The organism is Arthrobacter sp. ISL-69 (assembly GCF_018613775.1).
In the GTDB taxonomy this organism is placed as follows: Bacteria; Actinomycetota; Actinomycetes; order Actinomycetales; family Micrococcaceae; genus Arthrobacter.
Genome location: NZ_JAGGPO010000034.1, coordinates 32,759 through 51,992 on the forward strand (window position 1 = coordinate 32,759; position 19,234 = coordinate 51,992).

19 protein-coding genes, 1 tRNA gene, 1 pseudogene and 2 riboswitches are annotated in these 19,234 nt (G+C 64.0%); of the genes and pseudogenes, 8 read left to right on the forward strand and 13 right to left on the reverse strand.

Going from position 1 to position 19,234, the window contains the following annotated elements; translation table 11 throughout:
• Nucleotides 1-526 precede the first annotated feature (526 nt).
• Nucleotides 527-991: a hypothetical protein gene (locus tag J7I79_RS20565; protein ID WP_214956461.1), complete on the forward strand. Its 465-nt coding sequence runs from the start codon at nt 527-529 to the stop codon at nt 989-991.
• A gap of 700 nt (nt 992-1,691) precedes the next feature.
• Here J7I79_RS20565 and J7I79_RS20570 read toward each other — a convergent pair.
• Nucleotides 1,692-2,624 (reverse strand): hypothetical protein, encoded by a 933-nt coding sequence (locus J7I79_RS20570; protein WP_214956463.1) that lies wholly within the window; start codon nt 2,622-2,624, stop codon nt 1,692-1,694.
• Between the two features lie 212 nt (nt 2,625-2,836).
• Between J7I79_RS20570 and J7I79_RS20575 the strand changes: the two genes are divergently transcribed.
• The 5 genes from J7I79_RS20575 to J7I79_RS20595 all read left to right on the forward strand — a co-directional run bounded on the left by J7I79_RS20575 (nt 2,837) and on the right by J7I79_RS20595 (nt 5,943).
• Complete coding sequence (locus J7I79_RS20575; RefSeq protein WP_214956465.1) at nt 2,837-3,352, forward strand: tyrosine-type recombinase/integrase; 516 nt, start codon at nt 2,837-2,839, stop codon at nt 3,350-3,352.
• A gap of 516 nt (nt 3,353-3,868) precedes the next feature.
• Complete coding sequence (locus J7I79_RS20580; RefSeq protein ID WP_311380630.1) at nt 3,869-4,075, forward strand: substrate-binding domain-containing protein; 207 nt, start codon at nt 3,869-3,871, stop codon at nt 4,073-4,075.
• 288 nt (nt 4,076-4,363) lie between these two features.
• The gene (locus J7I79_RS20585; protein WP_214956559.1) at nt 4,364-4,792 is read left to right on the forward strand and encodes a ThuA domain-containing protein; all 429 of its coding nucleotides are present in this window, start codon (nt 4,364-4,366) and stop codon (nt 4,790-4,792) included.
• 123 nt (nt 4,793-4,915) lie between these two features.
• Entirely contained in the window at nt 4,916-5,572 is a 657-nt protein-coding gene (locus tag J7I79_RS20590) for a DUF2264 domain-containing protein (protein WP_251043103.1), read from the forward strand.
• A complete protein-coding gene (locus J7I79_RS20595; RefSeq protein WP_214956467.1) occupies nt 5,569-5,943 on the forward strand; it encodes a hypothetical protein in 375 nt (124 codons plus the stop codon). The genes J7I79_RS20590 and J7I79_RS20595 overlap by 4 nt, the downstream gene beginning before the upstream one ends.
• A gap of 77 nt (nt 5,944-6,020) precedes the next feature.
• Here J7I79_RS20595 and J7I79_RS20600 read toward each other — a convergent pair whose 3' ends face one another.
• From J7I79_RS20600 to istB, 8 genes are all read right to left on the reverse strand, one after another.
• The gene (locus J7I79_RS20600) at nt 6,021-7,199 is read right to left on the reverse strand and encodes an MFS transporter (RefSeq protein ID WP_214956469.1); all 1,179 of its coding nucleotides are present in this window, start codon (nt 7,197-7,199) and stop codon (nt 6,021-6,023) included.
• 49 nt (nt 7,200-7,248) lie between these two features.
• Complete coding sequence (locus J7I79_RS20605) at nt 7,249-7,617, reverse strand: CrcB family protein (protein WP_214956561.1); 369 nt, start codon at nt 7,615-7,617, stop codon at nt 7,249-7,251.
• A 5-nt stretch (nt 7,618-7,622) separates the two neighbouring features.
• On the reverse strand, nt 7,623-8,237 hold the full coding sequence (locus tag J7I79_RS20610; protein ID WP_214956471.1) for a CrcB family protein: 615 nt from the start codon (nt 8,235-8,237) through the stop codon (nt 7,623-7,625).
• On the reverse strand, nt 8,237-8,779 hold the full coding sequence (locus J7I79_RS20615; protein ID WP_214956473.1) for a universal stress protein: 543 nt from the start codon (nt 8,777-8,779) through the stop codon (nt 8,237-8,239). The genes J7I79_RS20610 and J7I79_RS20615 overlap by 1 nt, the downstream gene beginning before the upstream one ends.
• A 28-nt stretch (nt 8,780-8,807) precedes the next feature.
• Nucleotides 8,808-10,094, reverse strand: a complete 1,287-nt coding sequence (eno, locus tag J7I79_RS20620) for a phosphopyruvate hydratase (RefSeq protein WP_214956475.1) — start codon at nt 10,092-10,094, stop codon at nt 8,808-8,810.
• A 23-nt stretch (nt 10,095-10,117) separates the two neighbouring features.
• Nucleotides 10,118-10,873 (reverse strand): 2,3-diphosphoglycerate-dependent phosphoglycerate mutase, encoded by a 756-nt coding sequence (locus J7I79_RS20625; protein WP_214956477.1) that lies wholly within the window; start codon nt 10,871-10,873, stop codon nt 10,118-10,120.
• Nucleotides 10,874-10,894: 21 nt separating this feature from the next.
• A riboswitch (Fluoride riboswitch) is annotated at nt 10,895-10,985 on the reverse strand.
• Nucleotides 10,986-11,027: 42 nt separating this feature from the next.
• Nucleotides 11,028-11,888: a hypothetical protein gene (locus tag J7I79_RS20630; RefSeq protein WP_214956479.1), complete on the reverse strand. Its 861-nt coding sequence runs from the start codon at nt 11,886-11,888 to the stop codon at nt 11,028-11,030.
• A 22-nt stretch (nt 11,889-11,910) separates the two neighbouring features.
• Nucleotides 11,911-11,993: riboswitch (Fluoride riboswitch) on the reverse strand.
• A 105-nt stretch (nt 11,994-12,098) separates the two neighbouring features.
• The gene (istB, locus tag J7I79_RS20635; RefSeq protein WP_214956563.1) at nt 12,099-12,896 is read right to left on the reverse strand and encodes an IS21-like element helper ATPase IstB; all 798 of its coding nucleotides are present in this window, start codon (nt 12,894-12,896) and stop codon (nt 12,099-12,101) included.
• On the opposite strand from istB, the gene J7I79_RS20640 reads away from it, so the two are divergent.
• Nucleotides 12,895-14,151 carry an IS256 family transposase gene (locus tag J7I79_RS20640; protein ID WP_396020224.1) on the forward strand — a complete coding sequence of 419 codons (1,257 nt, stop codon included), beginning with the start codon at nt 12,895-12,897 and terminating at the stop codon, nt 14,149-14,151. The two genes, istB and J7I79_RS20640, sit on opposite strands and share 2 nt — an antisense overlap.
• 812 nt (nt 14,152-14,963) lie before the next feature.
• On the opposite strand, the gene J7I79_RS20645 is transcribed toward J7I79_RS20640, so the two are convergent.
• From J7I79_RS20645 to J7I79_RS20655, 3 genes are all read right to left on the reverse strand, one after another.
• Nucleotides 14,964-15,031: transfer RNA gene (locus tag J7I79_RS20645), tRNA-OTHER, on the reverse strand.
• Between the two features lie 167 nt (nt 15,032-15,198).
• A complete protein-coding gene (locus tag J7I79_RS20650; RefSeq protein WP_214956486.1) occupies nt 15,199-15,681 on the reverse strand; it encodes a DUF2809 domain-containing protein in 483 nt (160 codons plus the stop codon).
• A 348-nt stretch (nt 15,682-16,029) separates the two neighbouring features.
• Nucleotides 16,030-18,189 carry a glycogen debranching N-terminal domain-containing protein gene (locus J7I79_RS20655; protein WP_214956488.1) on the reverse strand — a complete coding sequence of 720 codons (2,160 nt, stop codon included), beginning with the start codon at nt 18,187-18,189 and terminating at the stop codon, nt 16,030-16,032.
• A gap of 277 nt (nt 18,190-18,466) precedes the next feature.
• Here J7I79_RS20655 and J7I79_RS20660 point away from each other — a divergent pair.
• Nucleotides 18,467-18,905 (forward strand): annotated as a pseudogene (locus J7I79_RS20660) (LuxR C-terminal-related transcriptional regulator); the annotation flags it as partial.
• Nucleotides 18,906-18,959: 54 nt separating this feature from the next.
• On the opposite strand, the gene J7I79_RS20665 reads toward J7I79_RS20660, so the two are convergent.
• On the reverse strand, nt 18,960-19,232 hold the full coding sequence (locus J7I79_RS20665; RefSeq protein WP_214956490.1) for a MoaD/ThiS family protein: 273 nt from the start codon (nt 19,230-19,232) through the stop codon (nt 18,960-18,962).
• Nucleotides 19,233-19,234: the final 2 nt, after the last annotated feature.

Below are 19,234 nucleotides of genomic sequence, written 5' to 3' on the forward strand. Positions count from 1 at the left end.
TCTCAAGCTGTCCGACGACCAGGTTTTACTGGTATTTCTGCATCCGTCTCCTACTGCTTGACGGCCCGGTACTGCTGTGTCCGACGACCAGGTGTTACTGGTATTTCTGCATCCGTCTCCTACTGCTTGACGGCCAGGTACTGCTGGTGTTGCTCTGGCCGTCTCAAGCTGTCCGACGACCAGGTACTGCTGGTGTTGCTCTGGCCGTCTCAAGCTGTCCGACGACCAGGTATTACTGCAACGGTGCTTCCCCCAAACAGGCAACTACAGCTACTTTAAGCGGGGGAACTTCCGTTCTCTTTTTCTTACGAGAAAAAAATATAACCACTCTCCGAAATCTCGTCAAATCGCCTTGGGGCGCTCTGAGCTAGGTCGCCTTTTGCGGTTGGCCCGAAACCTACCTTGCAGGACACCCAAGCGGCAGGCGGGCCGCAGCCACTACGGAGCCGGCTTACAAGCGTCCGGTGAGGGATCCCTTACCGGGACAGTGAGGAGGGCCTGTCCGCGCCCCGCTATATTTTCCACTATGGATAGTCAGGCCAACCTGAGGGCGCGAGCAATCTTCCTTTGTGAGCAGACGGGGCTGATCCCGCCTCACGAGCTGCCTGACTATGCCGCTGAGCTCCTCGTCCTGGGCTACGACGCCCCTTCACTTCGTGAACTGGCAGGCCTTCCGACAGGAGACCGGGCCGACTCGGCAGACATGTGGAATGTAGTCCGCGATGAACTCAGCGTCCGGCACGAAGACGAAGAGGAAGGGGCGAGGTTTCTCCTTAAGTACTGGGCTCAGGAGATCGTCGAAGGGCGGATCGACGTCCTCCCCGGGTCGAGGCTCATGTACCGGGCAGGCTGGTTCCCACTAGGCCAGCCAATGGAGCTGCACGAGCTCGTGTACCTCTTGGACGTCTGGGGCGACATGCCGCAGCGTCACGAGCAGACGGCCTCCGAGCTCCTTCACTTCGCCAGGAAGCTCTTGGGCCGCGAAGGTTGACCAAAGCCGCCCGTTGGACCATCACCAACCAGGCCATTCGGTCAGGTGGCAGCAGCTGCTGCCGTCGCCTTGCGGATTGCCGCCCTCCATCCCCAAACAAGGTGCTTAGTGCCCACCTCAAAGTCTCGGTAGTTCGACGCGAAGGCGGTCGGCACAAGAGGGCTGTTCGCGACGACTTGCAGACCTCCCTGTGTGAAAAGCTCAATCCGCGTAAGTCCTTGCTCTGTGACTGCCAGACCCGTCACATCTCGTTCCGTCGGTGGCTCTGCCCCACTCCAAGGTAAGGGTCCAACCACGAAGGTGGAGCGGGCGCCAACTCCTTCGCGTTGAAGCTCAACGACATGAAGGCAGGCCCCACAAGGAACAGCAATGATGTCGCCCTGCTCCAAATCTTTGCTGGTTCTTGGGGCGAAGGGGAACTGGCGATTCGTCATGCTTGAAGTGTCTCAGGACAATCCAAGGCGTCGGCGGCCTAAACAAAACACACCCGGTTCGGGATTTCCATATCCCTAAAATCATCGCCTTCACGCGCCCCGTTAGTCGGACCTCCACCGGCCGCTATTCAGTCCCATGAAGCGTTCATCAAAAGCCTCGCCGTGTGACTTTCAGCGACATATGGCGGCCTTTTTACAGCGCTATTTGCGCAGCCGGTAAGGGATCCTAAAGCGGCCTCTTGGCCGCGCTGGATGTAGGGCCGTTGCTATCTGTTCGCAGTTATCGAGTTAAGAACGGCCTGGAACCCTGGACTGACGCGAAGCGTCAGCGAGCCGTCCTCGCGCACGTGGGTAAGTTGTTCATAGCTCGTGCCGTTCCACCAGAAGATGTGTGGACTCACCGATCCGGGTGCATCGGCGTATCCCATGGCGGTGAAGCGGGCCATTCCGTTAAGCGCTGAGACGACGGCGGCGTCTTCGATGACGTGCCAGACAACTTGGTGCCGGTTCGGGACGCTCATGAGCCACCCGAACTCTTCTCGAACGCGCTGACCCGTGAGTTCTGTGGCCAAGTCGGGAAGAAGCAGGGCCCGGCTCGCGGTGTAAACAGATTCACCCAGGAGGACATTGAAGGTCCCCCCTCCGGGCGCGGGGAGCGTTTTGGGGCGTTCCGTTTCCAACTCGCGGAGGTTATCGATTCCCTGCCTTTGGAGGGCTTCCCATCCACCGAACTTCTTCGCATTGTCATGGTTGAAAACCGCAACGGTGTCTGGAAGGTCCAGCGCAAGCATCTCGACGATACCCGGTGCGAGCTCCCTGTGTGGGTAGCCGTCGATCCCTGGGATGCTTGCCTCGTCATAAAGTCGTGCGAAGGTCAGCCTCGCTACGTCCTGAGGGGCAAGGACGTCGAAGGGATCGGGTGCATCGAAGCTCGCCAGCACGCGTTGAAGATGTTCGCCGATCACCCCGCGCCACGCGGACTGGGGCTGCTCATAACAAATGGCACCAACGTTCCAGAAGCCGAACTCCCGTCCGGAGTCATCGACAGCATGACCAGGGTGGACCTGAACTTCCAGTCCCATCTCGGCGAAAACTTCGCGCGCGATCGCCCGAAACTCATCTGCCTTGGAATGCGTGAAGAACGTCAGATCGGAGTCAGCTGTCTCCGCTTCCGGAGACTTCCTCTTGAAGATACCCACAATTGCTCGCTCTCAGTGTCATGGACGGCTCGAAATGGCCCGCTGAGGGATGTCTGCATACTTAGCGGCCAAAGAAGCTGCTCCCGATTCTCCCGCAGTCCGCTCAGGAGCCAGACATCAGCCTTGTGTACATTGCCCGAGACGAGTGGCGGCAGACCTGCCGGCACTATGCTCATCTGAGGATTTCTTCTTCTTACATCGGTTTGGGGTAGGTGTATGCGCTTCACCATGGGCGTGGCTGTGGCTGTGGGTGTCGCTGGCAGCATTTTGTTGGTTGGGGCCGGCCCGTCATCCAGCAGAAGACCGGCCAGGTCCTGACGCTGCCCCTGCTCAACGATGTTGGTGAAGCGATCATCGACTACCTGCGCAACGCCAGACCGCACTCGGACTCCGAGTACGTGTTCCTCAAGTTGCACGGCCCGTGCGAGCCGATGCTGCCGGTATCGATCCACGCCGTGGTCTATGCACGATTGAAAGCCGCAGGGGTTGCGATCCCGGCGGGAAAGAAGCACGGTCCACACGCCCTTCGACACTCGCTTGCCTCAGCCTTGCTGGAGAAAAGAGTGCCGCTCCCGGCGATCTCTGAGGCACTCGGGCACGCCAGCACCGGTTCGACGGCGATCTACCTGAAGATCGATCTGGGACAGCTGCGCGAGTGCGCTCTGGACGTGCCCGGCCTCCACGAGAGCTATCTCGTCAGCCTTGGCGGTGACGACGATGAGGATTGATGAGCAGGCGTCATACTACGAGTCCGTCTTCGCCGAGCACATGGCCGCCTTCGTCCGATACAAGCGCGCATAGGCCTGAGCTATACCGCCGTGCCCCGGACGTTGTGGGCGATGTCCAGATTCATCGCCTCCACAGGCCAAACCGAGATGGCGATCCGTCAGGAGCACGTCGACCAATGGTGCCACCGACGGCCCAATGAACTGGCCAGCAACCAGCGCAACCGAGTTGCATACACGAACCAATTCCTCAACTACCTTGGCCGCACAGGACTTCCCGGTGGCCTTGCCGCAGACCCCGAAGCGTCGCGGCGACCGGAACTCGTTCACACCATACGTTTTCAGCCGGCGCGAGCTGGACTAGCTCTTCGCCTCCTTCGACCGGCTTGAGGCCAGAGCGCCCTCGGTCATGCCAGTTGTGCTCCCGGTCTTGATCAGGCTCCTCTATGGGTGCGGCCTGCGCGTGTCCGAGGCGCTGAATCTGATTCGCGGCGACGTCGCTCTCAAGACGACGACGAGGTGGCATATCTGGGCGAACCCGCAATTTCGGCTGTCCGACCACCCAAACAGTACGTAGGAAAAGTGGCTGTGCAGCTGATGGCTGCCCGGCTTGCAGAGGGCTCCTCCCGCCCTGTCCACCGGATCGAGCTCAACCCCGAGTTGATTCTTCGGGAATCTTCTCGAGTCGCCCCGCGTGCACCTCACGTCCTGCAGGAATTGTCGTGAATGTAACTGCACGACGGCAAAACCCCAGCCACCGGACCGGTTGCCATGCTGCTCAGCGGCAGTGGCCGCTATTCGGACCCCTGGCATCCCTTCAACGAGACTTCCGAAGCATTGGCGGGCCTCCTCCGGGAGAGAGCATTAAGGGTAAAAGTTCACGGCGACGTCGACGGGGCATTAGCCAGCCTTTCGCGCGCAGAAGCAGCAGACCTGCCCGCCCTGTTGGTGGTCAACGTAGGTTTGCCAAGAGACGGCGGGCCCTAGCCGGGAACGCCCGCCGCTGCCGCCGGGCTGACCCGGTGGCTGGATTCGAACCGGCCGCTGCTGGTGAGCCACTCCAGCTCCCGAGCTTTCTTGACCTGTAGGCCTGGGAAGAAGCTCTGGGGGGGACGCTGGGTGCGCGGCACCTCGATGCATCCGGAATACGGCCCGGCGTCCATCGCGGTTAAATCCGGTCCCATCGTCCAGGGCATTCCGAATTTCGAAGTCATGGATGAGCGCTACAGCTACCTCCGGACGTCCCCCTGCATCCGGGTCCGCGCACACCATAACTACGAAGGGCAAGAGCATCCTGTGCTGTGGTCCCTCGAGCGGCCTTCCGCCGGTGGCAGGACGGGCCGGACGTTCTACGACGCACTGGGTCACGACGCTGCCTCTTATGAATCTCCAGAGCACCGCGAGCTCCTGCTGCGCGCCATCGACTGGCTCACTGCCGTCTGACACAACCAAGGAAACCATGACGTCCACAGCCCTGCCCCGTGCCCTGGCCCTGCCTCCGCTCGACCGTAAGCTCTCCCCTACACCGGCCTGACCCGTGAGCACTGGTGCGCCTACGCCGACTACCTGCTCCGCTCGGTCCAGCGCTATGCCACCGACGACCACGCGAACCTGTATCTGCCCGGCGCGAACAGTCACTATGGCCCTCACAGTGATTCACTGGAAGGCTTCGCCCGGACTTTTCTGTTGGCCTCCTTCAGAATCGCGGGAGATCCGGAAGGAACCGGATGGATCGCCGACTGGTACGCTGCGGGCCTTGACGCCGGCACCAACCCGGCAAACCCGGACCGCTGGCCGACGCCGCGGGAAGTGCAACAGGCCAAAGTGGAGGCCGCCTCACTGGCCGTGGGCCTGGCCCTCACACGCGAAGTGCTTTGGGAAAAGCTACCGCCACGGGTCAAGGAACAATTGATTGCCTGGTTCGAAACGGTAATAGGTGAGGAGTACCCGCCCATCAACTGGGTATGGTTCCAGATCGTCGTCGAGATGTTCCTGACCAGCGTCGGAGGTCGCTTCTCGAACGACGACATTGACGCCGGCCTCGCCCTGCATGACTCCCTCCACCGATTGTGTCAACTTGAACGGAGCCCAGTAGGACGGTCCGAACGGTACCCACCTGAGCGACCCACGAAGCGGTTATTCTGGCATGAACGGTCCACCCGGACGGCGGCGGATCTGATGTCGATGGGGCTTGTCATGAATTTTCTTGAAGGACCGCGATGAACCCTAGTAACTTCCTCGCCGTCGCGGTCGCGGCAGTTACGGGCGCATCGATCCGTTTCATTCTTTACCGCAGGCCCGATGCGGTTGCCGGCTCCCGGCGGTCGTGGATTATGGAAGCCGCTCTTGCGTTCGGGCTGGGTCTGCTGGCTGGGGTTGTTCTTGTTACGGGATCTGGGCTGGCCCTGTCACCGTTTGGGCTTGGTGCGCTTACCGCGCTGGCAGCTTATGCCGGGACGGCTTTCGCGGTGTCATGGATGGGGCAGAAAGACGTGGGACATGCACCCGTCGCGCCGGCGGTGCATCTGCTGGTAACGCTGTTCGTGTCTCTCGCGGGATCCGCCACCGTGATGACCATGGCCGGTCAGTTCTAGACCCGGCTAGGTGGCGTGGCCTTGCGCTGGAGCGGGTTTGAGCAGGGGGATGAATGCGATCAGCGCGGCAAGCTGGGTTACGACGGTGAAGACGATGAGTCCTGTGAGGGAGGCTGAGTAGAGGGCGCCGATGATGGTGGACCCTGCCAGCCAGGCGATGCCGTAGATGGCGGTGAAGATCCCGTATCCGGTCCCGCGCCTGACAGCCGGGACGAGGTCGGCGACTGCGGCGCGGAGCGTGGATTCGTGAATGCCCAGGGCCGCTCCCCAGACCACGGCACCGGTCCAGACCAGGCCGGGGGATGTGGTGAAGGACAGGAACGGGACGGCGGCGGTAAGCGGCAGCGCGATGAGCAGGCCGCGCAGCCCGTCCTGTCGTAAAGGGCACCCGAGGCCAGGGCAGCCAGGGCGGCTGCGCCCATGGAGACGACATAGGTGACTGGGATCAGCGCCGAGGGCACCACCTTCTGGACTTCCAGGTGGTAGGAGATGACGCCGAAGGTGGAGAACCCGAACATAGATACGGCGGTGAATGCGCTGTACCACCAGAACCGGGCCGGCAAGGGGACACGCACCGCCGCCTGGCCGGGCACGGCCGCGGGTTCGCTGACAGCATGTGTGTCATAGCGTGCGGGGTCCGGCGCGGCCCTGCGGAGCAGGAGCACGGCAACGAGGGCCACTGCGCCGGGGGTGGCCAGGACGCCGAATCCGAGCTGGTAGCCGGAGACGGCGATCATGAGTCCGACGAGCAGCGGGCCCAGGAGTGCGCCGGATTGGTCGAGGGCTTCGTGGATGGCGAAGGCCTTTCCCCGGCCGATTTCTGCCCCTGCGTGGGAAAGCATGGTGTCCCGGGCGGGGGTGCGGACGGCTTTGCCGAACCGCTCCATGATGACCAGCGCCGATGCCTGCCACAAGGAGCCTGCCAGGGCCAGCAGCGGGACGGCTATCACGGTCAGGGCGTACCCGGCGATCGTGAGAGGCCAGTACTTGCGGGTCCTGTCAGCCAAGGGGCCGGTGCCCAGGCGCATGACGAGGGCCACCGCTTCCCCGAATCCGGTGATGAAGCCGACCATGACCGCTGTAGCGCCGAGGGCGGCCAGGAACGGGCCGGTGATGGACCGGGCCCCTTCATAGACGACGTCGGCCAGCATGCTCACGACACCGAAGGTCAGCACGAACCCCATCGGTCCAAGCCTGTTCCTCCTGGCAGTATCTGTCCGATCCACGTTCAGGCGCTGTTCGTTCATATCCGGCATGGCTGCTCCCTGCTGCAGTTGATGGACACGTCCAGGCCGATGCCTGGCCTCACAGCAGGCTGGCCAGCGCCAGGCCAGCCGCGGCGGCACCGACCGTCGCGACCGCGGCGCCGATTCCGTTCAGGAGGGCCAGTCCGGTGCGGCGGGACTGGACGAGCCGGACCGTCTCGAAGCTGGCCGTGCTGAACGTGGTGTAACCGCCAAGGAACCCGGTGCCGGCGATGGCCTGCAGTTCGACGGGTGCCGCGTGGACGATCACGGCCCCGGCGACCAGTCCCAGCAGGAAGGATCCGGTGACGTTGATGGCGATGGTGCCCACGGGCAGGGCGGTGCGGAGCCTCGAGCGGACCAGCCCGTCGACAACGAAGCGGGTTCCGGCGCCGAATCCGCCGGCGAGTCCGAGCAAGAGAATGGTCAGGGCATTCACCGGTTGCTCTCCTGTCGGTCGGGGCGGAGGGTCGCGTCCCGTCGCCGGGCGGTCATCCTGCTGTGGTATCCGGCGGCGACCCGGATCCCGGCCACTGTTGCCGCGGCTCCGCCGATCACCGTCGCGGCGACATAGATCACCGCGTCGGTGGTCCGTCCAGCCCCAAGGAGGGCGTTCGTTTCCAGGGCCAGGGTGCTGTAGGTGGTGAAGGCGCCCATGAACCCGGTCCCGGCGAGCAGACGGATCAACCTCAGCCGTCCGGCGTCCGGACCGCGGCGGACAAGGGCCTCCAGCAGGACACCGAGCAGCAACGCCCCGGCCAGGTTGATGATCAGGGTCGGCAGCGGCCACCCTCCCGGGGACGGCAGGACAGTGCCGAGCCCGTAGCGGGCCAAGGCGCCGAACACGCCCCCGGTGATGACGACCAGCACGAACCCGGGGTGAAGGTGCACCGGACGGTGGCCCCGCACCTCGCCGAGCGTCCCCGCGTCCGCGTCGTCTGCTGCGGTCCCTGCAGGGTCACTGTCGATGGGCAGCCGCTCCGTGCTCGCGGAGCCGGTTTTTTCGGGAGCACCGGCGGTTGCTGTGGTCTCGGGGGTAGGCGGTTCCATCAGTGGCCCTCCTGCCGGTGGTGCCTGGCGAGCGGGACGACCAAAACCGGCCGATGCTGGCGGTGGGTGAGGTGGACCGCGACGGAACCGACGAGCAGCTCCTCGAACCGGGCTCCGAGGCCACGTTCGCGGGTGCCCACGACGATGACGGAAGCGTCCGCCGAATCGGCCAGCCGCCCCAGGGCCCGGGCCGGGTCACCGGAGAGGGTCACGAAGGACCAGCCGACCCCGCTACCGTCCAGGGCCTCCTGCAGGCGTTCCCTGATGCCGGCGCTGATCCCTTCTATGTCGTCATCGATCCCGTCCGGATCAATCGGCAAGGCTTCGACCCTGCCATCCGGTTCCTCGGCCAGGTAGCTGGTGACGTCCACGTACGCGCAGATCAGTTTGACGTTCAGGCTGTAGGCCAGTTCCGCGGCCCGGTGCGCGACCGCCAAGGGCTGGCCGGGAACCACACCCATCAGCACGGATCCCGTGATCCGGCGCGGAACATAAGGTGTCTGTCCTGTGACGGGGCGGGACTCGTTCTCTGGCTCATTCATGGGCGCTCCTGTTCGGGCTGGTGTTTACTCACTGGTCGTTGAGGTGGGTGCCGGTAGGGCCATAAGGCAGTAAGGGGTCCTCGTCGGTGATTTCCAGGAGCCGGTTGTATTTGGCGACGCGTTCCCCGCGGGCCGGCGCCCCGGATTTCAGCTGCCCGCAGCCCGATCCGACGACGAGATCCGCGACGAACGTATCATCGGTTTCCCCGGAGCGGTGGGAGACCATCGCGCCGAATCCGCCCTCCGAGGCGGCCGTGAGCGTGTCGAAGGTTTCGCTCACGGTTCCGGCCTGGTTGGGTTTGATCAGCACCGCTGTCGCGGACCGGTCCCGGATGCCGTCCCGTACCCGGTCCGCGGAGGTGACGTACAGGTCATCCCCGACGATTTGCACCCTGTTCCCGAGGGCCGCGGTGAGGGCAGGCCACCCGCCGGTGTCTTCTTCGGCGAGCGGGTCCTCCAGGCTCCAGATCGGGTAATCGGTGATGAGCTTCTCGTAGTAGGAGATCATCTGTTCCGGGGTGTGGGCCTTGCCGGCGACCGTGTAAGTCCCGTCGGCGTAGAAGGAGTTCGCAGCAGGATCCAGCGCGATCGCGACGCCGTGCCGGCCCGGCGTGTAGCCGGCGTCCTCGATGGCGGCCACGATCAAGTCCAGTGCTTCCTCAGGGCGGGCGATGGCGGGGGCATACCCGCCCTCATCGCCCAGACCGGTCGCAAGGCCCTGTTGGCGCAGGCGCCGGGACAGCGCGTGGTAGACGTCCGATCCCCAGCGGAGCCCGTCGGTGAAGGAGGGTGCACCGGCGGGGGCGATCATGAATTCCTGGAATTCCAGCGGGTTCGCGGCGTGCTGGCCTCCGTTGAGGACATTGAAGTGCGGAATCGGCAGCCGCCCGGCCCGGCCGAGGGTCTGGGCGACCCAGACGTGCAGTGGCAGCCCGGCCGCCGTGGCGAAGGCCCGGGTAGCGGCCATCGACACTGCGACAATGGCATTTGCGCCCAGCCTCGACTTGCCCGGTGTCCCGTCCAGCCGGAGGAGTGCCTGGTCTACGTCCGCCAGAGTCTTCCAGCTCCGGGACGTGAGCAGCTCGCTGATTTCACCACGGACGTTGGTGACGGCTTTCTGCACGCCGCGGCCGGAATACTCCTGGCCGCCGTCGCGCAGCTCGACCGCCTCATGCGCGCCGGTGGACGCCCCCGACGGCGCCGACGCCACCGATACCGTGCCCTCCGCTGCCGTGAGCCAGACCTTCACAGTGGGATAGCCCCGGGAGTCCAGGATCTGCAGGGCGCGGACCCCGGTGATCTGTAGTTCATACATGATGACTTTCTCCGTTCCTTGTCTCAGGTCCCGCCGGCGGCGGCGACCAGTGCGGCGGCGGTCCGCGCCGCCAGCGGATTCAGATACACCCCGCACCGCACCAGCGGCACCAGCTCGGGGGCGAAGCGGTAGGCCAGCGGGTGTCCGGTGGGGATGTTCAGGGCCTCGACCTCGGCATGGGAGAGCCGGTCCAGGACAAGACACAACGCCCGCAGCGAGTTGCCGTGCCCGATCACCAGCACGTCCTCGCCGGCACGGATCCTCGGGCGAAGGTGCTGGTGCCAGAAAATCCGGACGCGCTTGACCACCCCGCACAGGGATTCGGTGGCCTGGACCGCTTCCGGCGGCAGCCCCGCGAACGCCCGGCTGCGCCGGATCGCGCCCAGCTCGGACCGTGACATCGGCGGGGGTGCCCCGTAATAGGAGCGCCGCCAGAAACGGAAGACGTCGGGCCCGAGCTCGCTGAGCAGTTCCCTCCTGGCCCTGCCCGTCAGGGAGCCGTAACTGCGCTCGTTCAGCTCCCACGCCGCAAGGACCGGAACGCCAGGGGCGTCAAGGACGTCCAGGACGATGCGGGCGGTGGCCCGGGTGCGCGTCAGCGTGGAGGTGTAGACGGTGCCGGGGGAAAAGGACGATGAGGCCAGCAAGGCTCCGGAGCAGGCAGCTTCGTCTTCCCCGAGCGGGGTCAGGGGCGGGTCGAGCAGTCCAGTGAACCGGTCCTGGGCGTTCAGGACGCTCTGGCCGTGGCGGAGCAGGACGAGCGTGCCGGGTGCGGGCATGAGTCACCTACCTTCGTATCAGCAAAGGTAGGAACCATTAGCCAGGAGGCGGTTCGAACGCCCCGCGCCTTAAGCGCGGGCTGTTCCGGCGGGATCCATCACCGTGAACAGAGACTACAGGGACAGCGGCGACGGCCGCCACACTATGACGCGGTCAGTCTCTCCGCCCGGCGCCTGTGCTGTCCGTTTCGGGCCCCGCTTCCGTGGCGCCCGCGGCCAGGTACAGGGGCAGCCCCCAGCCCGCGAAGAAGCCGAGGGCCTCGATCCAGGACGCATTTTCCTCGGCCCCACTCGGTGCCCCGTAATCCGTCATGGATTCGGTCAGGTGCCTCATCCGTCCCCGGACTTCACGTAGCCGCGACGCCACCGCGTTCCGCAGATGCTCCGGCAGGGGACGGCGTGCGGCCAAATGGAAACGGCACAACAGCACCGGATTACCGGCTCCTTCCGCTGTGCCGGGCTCACAGTCGGGACATGCCCGGTCCCGCCAAAGCGGGAGTGTTTCCCGGCACCACGCCGTGGTGTGCGCGAGCCCGTTTGCTTCAACGGTGAGGGCTTCGGTGTTGGAGTTCGCATAGCCCATCCGCAAACCCGGCAGGTTCGGGGAGGCCATGTCCTCACAGATCCGGCAGGGCCCGAGCGGCAGAAGCACCTCGTCCGGATGCCGGTGCAACAGCGAGGTTTTCAGGTCCAGCCCATCTGCGACGTGTTCCAGAAGGTCCTCGTAAAGGACCGTGACGTCGAAGGGCTGGTGGCCTCCCCGGACTCCGGCGCCTGCCTGCCACAGCTCAACCTCCACGACGGCGTAGGCCCAGGTGTGCCGGGGACACAACCCGAGGGAAGCGCGCAGCAACCGGCGCATGCTCCCGTCCATGATGTCTCCATGGATGAACGACCAGAGTTGGCGCACTTCCTCCACGGATAGTTCCAATGGGCCGACGGGCGCCAGGACGCCGGTGAGCCTATCCCTGTCCGGCGTTGCCGGGATGCCCGGCCCGCTCCGGGTTCCAGCCATGGCGACCATCCTGCCCTTCACAGTCGGGGCAGGAACCATCAGCCAGGTCGGCGGTCCGAACCGGCAAATCAACCGGTCCCGGTGGGATCCATCACCGTTACAACAAAGCTAAACCCGCCGGCTTCGTCCGGCATCACGTCAGAGCGGCATTCTTCTTCCCGTCGCCGCGGTCCTGGCACCGGTCGACGCGGCAGGTCAATCAGCCGCCGTTCAAAGCCCGGTCCGGGCGAGACTGTGGGCGAGGCGGTAGGAGTCGGTGCCGGTTTCGATGATGGTGCCGTTGAAGGTGAGCCGGTCCACGATCGCGGCGCACAGGCGCGGGTCGGTGAACGTCTTGGTCCAGCCGGAGAACGACTCGTTGCTTGCGATCGCGATGGAGTTTTTCTCTTCGCGTTCGGTCAGGACCTGGAAGAGGAGTTCGGCGCCGCGGCGGTCCAGTTCCATATAGCCCAGTTCGTCGATGCACAGCAGGTCCACCCGCCCGTAGCGGGCGATGGTTTTGGCGAGCATCTTTTCGTCGGCGGCTTCGACGAGTTCGTTCACCAGCCGGGTGGCTAGGGTGTATTTGACCCGGTAGCCTTTCTCGGCCGCGGCGGTGCCGAGCCCGATAAGCAGGTGGGATTTGCCGGTGCCGGAGTCCCCGATCAGGCACAAGGGCGCGCCTTTTCGGGTCCAGTCTCCGGTGGCCAGTGTATGGATGGTGGCGGGGTTGACGTTGGGGTTCGCGTCGAAATCGAAGTCCCCGAGCCACTTGTTCCGTGGAAACCCAGCCGCTTTGACGCGTCGGATCGAGGAGCGCCGGTCCCGGTCATCGCACTCGGCCAGCAGCAGCTCGGCCAGGAACCCCTGATAGGAGAGTTGTTCCTTCGCCGCGACGGTCAGGGCTTCATCCAGGACCACCCGGACAGTGGGCAGACGAAGTCGCCGATACGCCTGGTCCACGGCCGCGACCGGGGACTGTAAGAAAAACGGTGGGAACGGCGTGGCCTGACCGAAAGGCAAGGCTATGACGGAGACCGCAGAGATGATCGATCCCATGACGGGAGAAATCATTGATCAGAAGGAGCTCGCTGAGGCGCTGCTGGAGCAGGCACGCGAGCAGGGCGTGAGCTTGCTGGGCCCGGGTGGGCTGCTGGCCGGCCTGACGAAGAACGTGCTGGAGACCGCGCTGGAAGCGGAGATCACGGAGCATCTTGGTCACGAGAGGCACGGGCCGGCCGAGAGCGGGAACGTCCGTAACGGGACCCGATCCAAGACCGTGTTCACCGAGATCGGCCCCGTTGAGATCGATGTTCCCAGAGACCGGGAGGGCAGCTTCGAGCCGCAGATTGTGAAGAAACGCCAGCGCCGCCTGGACGGGATCGACGAGGTCGTTCTGTCTCTGACTGCCCGTGGCCTGACGACTGGGGAGATCGCGGCGCACTTCGACGACGTCTACGGCGCCACGGTCTCCAAGGACACCATCAGCCGGATCACCGAGAAGGTTTCGGAGGAGATGGCCGAATGGGCCAACCGGCCCCTGGACCGCGTCTACCCGGTGGTCTTCATCGACGCGATCCACGTGAAGGTCCGTGACGGGCAGGTTCGCAACAAGCCCTTCTACGTCGTGCTGGGCGTCACCGTGAACGGCGAACGCGACATCCTCGGGATCTGGGCCGGAGACGGTGGGGAGGGAGCGAAGTACTGGCTCGGGGTCCTGACGGAGATCAAGAACCGCGGTGTGGAGGACGTGTGCATCGCAGTCTGCGACGGGCTCAAGGGCCTGCCCGAGGCCATCACCACGGTTTGGGAGCAGGCCACGGTTCAGACGTGCGTGATCCATTTGATCCGCAACACCTTCCGCTACGCGCCGCGCCAGCACTGGGATGAGCTCTCCCGGGACCTTAAGCCCATCTACACGGCCCCGACCGAGGCCGCTGCGAAGGAGCGTTTCGGAGAATTCGAGGCTAAATGGGCGATCAAATACCCGGCGATTGGACGGCTCTGGCGCAACGCCTGGGCCGAGTTCGCGCCGTTCCTTGACTGGGACGCGGAGATCAGGCGGGTGATCTGCTCGACTAACGCCATTGAGTCCCTCAACGCCCGCTACCGGCGAGCGGTGCGGGCGCGAGGCCACTTCCCCAACGACGCCGCGGCGCTGAAGTGCCTCTACCTCGTGACCCGTTCCCTTGACCCCACCGGGCAGGGCCGGGCACGATGGGCCACGAGGTGGAAGCCGGCCTTGAACGCGTTCGCGATCGCATTCGAGGGAAGAATCAACTAACCACAAGCCAGGCCAGACCCACCGTTAATCTGACAGACCCGACATCACATCTCGGATCGGGTCGTACATCGGTCGGACTGGGCCGGATCGGGGATGTTTCAGGAGTTCCCAGTGTTTGCAGGGGCGGGAGTCCGGTTCGAGTCCCACCTCGGGCACAGTGTTTCCGCAGGTCAGGGGCCCTTTGGGCCGCTGACTGTGGACAAAACTACTTTTGATGGGCCCTCCGGGGCCTATTTTTGTTGGGAGGCCGGTTGTGTGGCCGGGTGGCTCTCCTCAGGTTCGGGGAAGGGTCTGGCTTCTACTCCTTCATGGTCATTGAGGGGCTGGGCAACATGACCTGATCGGGCTGGGGGAGAAGGACTAGCTCCCGCCCATTGCCTGTCGCCTTCTTTGTGGACTTCAGGGCGGGCGTGGTTGGGGGTCTGCTGCTAGTCAACCGCTTAAGTTGTCTTGATGGTGAGCGGTTCCATGTTCCTTCTCCTTCAGCAGCTGGCGGGCACCGGGTGTGTCTGTCAGATTTCGGCGTCGTTCTGATAACGGAGTCACCGCTGGGGTTGAGGGTCCGTGGTGCAACTTGTGGAACCGGGAGCCGTCCAAAATTTCGCGAGGAAATAAGCGACGAAGGAGCGCCGAACGAAATTTTGGACCGTGAGCGGCGCGTAGCGCTCTGGTTGCGCGGAGGGCCCGCCCGGCGATGATGGGGATCAGAATGACAAACAGCGAACATGCTTCCGGTTGTTCATGGTGGCTCGGAGGCGGGCTGCATGACGTCCTGGAAGCCGGTACTCAGTGAGCTCTGCCGTCATGAACATTGGTGCCCCGAGCGGGATTTGAACCTGCGACCTGCCCTAGTGGGGGCTGCTCCGTCCAGCTGAGCTATGGAGACGGTTCCTGCTAACGGAGATCCTTCCCGTCTAAACGTGGCAGCGACGTCGTGGTCGAGGGCATCGTGAAGTTTCGTAGACCTAGGATCCGGGTATAGCTGTCGCATGACCGCCAGGACCTTCGTTGGGTGGTTGTCCTCCCCGGGGCGGAACAGCAGGGCACCTAGTGATGGCGAGTGCTGTTCACCACCGTGCCCGTCGTCCGATCCACCGCGTAAGCGACGGCAGCACCGCCGGCGTAGGCGAACAAATCCGCGGAGCCGAACGTGGTTCCAAGGACCAGGCGAAGGGGTGGCCAGGATTCTCCGAGTTCGGCTGGAAGACCAGTGAGCTGGAACAGCTCGATCACCATACAGACCGTAAGGGCTGCGGCCGCAATCAGTGCCTTGGACTTCGACGGAATCAGGAGGGCCACGAGAATATAGACCAGAACCGCGTACAGGCCATCACCGGCAGGGCCGGTCCACGCCGCATCGCTGAGCGTGCGAATGCTCAACCCGAGCACAACGCTCATCAGCCCGCCGATGCACAGCAAGGCCCGTCTGATTCTTGAACGCCCGAGTACCGCAGGACAGCTCACGGCCCCAGTACCGCCGCTGTTCCCAAACAGATCACTGCCCAAGCTCCCATTGTCGAAGCTGCTCATTTCCCTCCCTAATGCGGACTCACGAGAATCTGCGCATTCAGCCTAGCTCAGCGCTCTGTTGCGGTAGACGTGCCGGCTGATGACGGGGGAGTCCGCCAACTCGGCGGGGCAGTTCGGTTTCTGCGGCCGCGCCTATCGCCACGTGGCCTGCGCAAGGACTGGGCACAGCTGACAGGCCGCACCGTGGAGGTGTGGCTCCTGGGGGAGCACATCGTTACCGGCGTCGTCGATCAAGCCGCCGACGATGACTCGGTCCTCTGGATAGCCCGAGTAGGAGCCAATACGCGAAAGCTGAAGCTGTTCGACAAATCCACCGGATATCAGATTTGGGCCTGAACCCTGCCCGTCCTATTTTCCCGGAGGATGCAGGTGTGCCTGTTCCACGAGGTCGGTAATCCATGGCCGCTGCCCGTGGTGGACCTTTATACCTTCCGGCATGCCATGTACGGTGTAAGCCGATCCCGAGACGTCGATGGTGATCCGGCCGCTGCCCATGGGTGCATTGCTGATGTGCAGGTCCCCGTAGGACGGCGGCACCACCGGGTCCAGCCACAGTCCGCCGAGAGAAATGTGCGCGTCATAGCGCATTAAGCTCGTGATCAGATGGATCGGGGTGGTGGCGGCCCATGCCTGCGGGGAACAGGCCGTGGGATAAGGGACGGGCTCGGCATATTGTTCCCGGTCGAAGCCGCAAAAGAGCTCAGGCAGGCGACCTCCGGAGTATTCAGCGGCTTCCAGGAGTGCTGTGGAGATTTGTTGTGCCTGCTCTATGAACCCGTAGCGGAGCAGCCCGGCCACAATTAGTGCATTGTCGTGTGGCCAAACCGAACCGTTGTGGTAACTGGCCGGGTTGTAAGCGCCCATGTTGCTTGCCAGCGTTCGTACACCCCAGCCGCTGAACATCTCGGGGGACATCAAGCGCTCCACCACCAGCGGTGCCTTGTCCTCATCCACCAGGCCAAACCAAAGACAATGACCCATGTTCGAGGCGCAGCCATCAACGGGCCGCTTGTCGCGGTCCAATGCGACGGCGTAATAGCCCTTGTCCGGGAGCCAAAACTCTTCGTTGAACCGCTTCTTCAGCGTGGCCGCGCGGTCCCGAAGCTCCGCAGCCAAGGCGAGGTCGCCGGCGTCGTATGCCATCCAGGCGCGCGCCATATAGGCGCCGTGGACATACGCCTGAACTTCGCACAGCGCAAGGGGCGGCTCTGCAATGGTGCCATCGGCAAAGTTGATGCCGTCCCAGGAGTCCTTCCATCCCTGGTTGATCAGCCCGTGCTCGTTGGGACGCCCGTACTCCACAAAGCCATCACCGTCCCGATCACCGTAGTCGCGGATCCATGAGAGCGCCCGGTCGGCGTTAGGGAGCAGGGCGGAGATGATCTCCCTATCAAATCCCCAGCGGCTAACCGATCCCAGGACCACCACAAAGAGCGGCGTGGCATCAACGCTGCCGTAATAAACCGACCTTCCGCCCAGGGCCAGACCACTGGAGATATCGAGCCGGACCTCGTGGAGGATCTTGCCCGGTTCCTCCTCGCTCATCGTTTCCACCACCGTTCCCTGGCGATCTGCCAGCGTGCGCAAGGTGCCCAGCGCCAGCGAGGGGTCAACCGGCAGCGCCATTTCTGATGCCCACAGGGAGTCCCGGCCAAACAGGGTCATGAACCAGGGCGCCCCGGCAGCCACCACCACCCGTTCCGGATAATCCGGATCCTGGATCCGGAGCGCCCCAAGGTCCTCGTAGCTGCGCCGGAGCGTGCGTTCGATGGAGCGGTTGCCAATCTGGAGTGCGGGAATCTTCGCCACCCACTCCTGGCGGCGCCGATCGCGGGGCGACATTTCGCCAGGAGCAGGATGGGCAAACGGTGCTGTGGGTCCGAATCCTTCAAAATTCGGCACCACACTGACGTGGGTGCTCCATTTCCCGAAGGGCGGAATCGTGGTTCCGAACGTGACGGCCTTGGAGGTGGCGCTGGCACCCTCAGCCTTGATGACGACGCCCTTCCGTATGCCCTGCCATTCAGCGCGTATTTCCAGCGAGTCGCCACGATGTTCACGGGTCTGGTCCCAGCGCTGAGGGGTCCGGGCCTCCTTTACTTCGAACAGATCGGCAAAATCCGCTTCGGCGACCAACGTGATCTCGCACTCGGCCGGATGTAACGAGTAGTTTCGAATGGTGATCTCTTCCAGGATCCCGGCTCCCACTTCGCGCAGCCGCTCCACGATTAATGGGCTGTCCGCGTATCCGTCCGTACGGGGGACGCGTCCGGCAAACAGTGCCCGGTAAGGCTGCTTGGTCTGTGCCGCCAGAGGTTCCAGCGGTTGCCCGTTGACGGTCAAAAACCAGCGGGACAATATTCGAGTGTCCCGGTAAAAGACCCCGTGCGGAAGCTCCGCGTAGATGTCCCCGTTGGACGAGGAAATGCAGAACGAAGAGCCTTCAACGAGGGTGACCGTGCCTGCCCCCAGGGGGCCAGCCGCCGTGTCCGCGTTCCATCCAGCCATTCCCGGCTCCTTCAGCGAATGCGCCCCAGTGGATTGAGGCGTGCACCGGCTGACGCGACCGCTGCCGCCTGCTTTTGGATGTAACCGACGCTACGCCGGTCGCACCACTGACACCAGTGGGCGCGTTGACTCGTAAATAACCTCCGCGAAGTGGCATACTGCCTCATAAATAATCCTCCGGCTGGTTCGGGGTTGCCGGGTGGGCGGGGCCGGGTTACGCCGGGTGGATGGGATTGACGATGGCTGAGCGAAAGGCCGTGACGAAGCAGTTGGCGAGGACCAGCCCGAGGTTCGCAGAGTCCGGGCACAGTGGGACTGCGACGGCGAAAATTTGCTGATCAATGTCCGCGACGACGGAGGCGGCGCCCTGTCCGCCGACGCATCCAATTTGGGCAGGCTGGACCGCAGGGTCCAGGCCCTTGATGGAAGAATGCAGGTGGATGTCATGCCCGGCTGGGGGGGCCGATGTGTCCGTGACACTTCCGTTGGACGCCCCGCAGACTGCTCCTGGCGACGTAAGTGCATGGAACCTGGGCAGCCGTGAGCTGGAAGTGCTGCAGCATCTGGCGTCGGGTCAGCGGAACAGGTCAATCGCGGGCGCCCTCAACATCAGTGAAAATACGGTGAAATTCCACGTGGGAAACATCTTCCGGAAGGTGGGCGTCAGCTCGCGTACGGAAGCAATAGCACTGGCAACCAGCTACGGGCGGCGCTAGGCGGAGGGCAAGTTTGCGCTCGTCCCCGGTGTGACCCTTGCAGGTTTTGATGCACTAACCGCCAGCGAAGGGCGGCAGGACATCCACCACATCTCCCGCACTAAGCGCCGCACCGCGGTCCCGCAGTGCGACCTCGTTCCGTAGGAACGTGCTCCGGGTGATGACTTCGGCCAGCGAAAGAGGGGTGCCAGCCGCTCCCGCTATCCCACGGTCTACGGTCAGCATGACTGCGATGAGTCCGTCCAGGGTGGTGCCGTCGGGAACATCGAGGTGTTCCTCTTCGACGCCGGCCGCTGCGCAGGCGGCGGCGAAATATCGAACGAGCATTG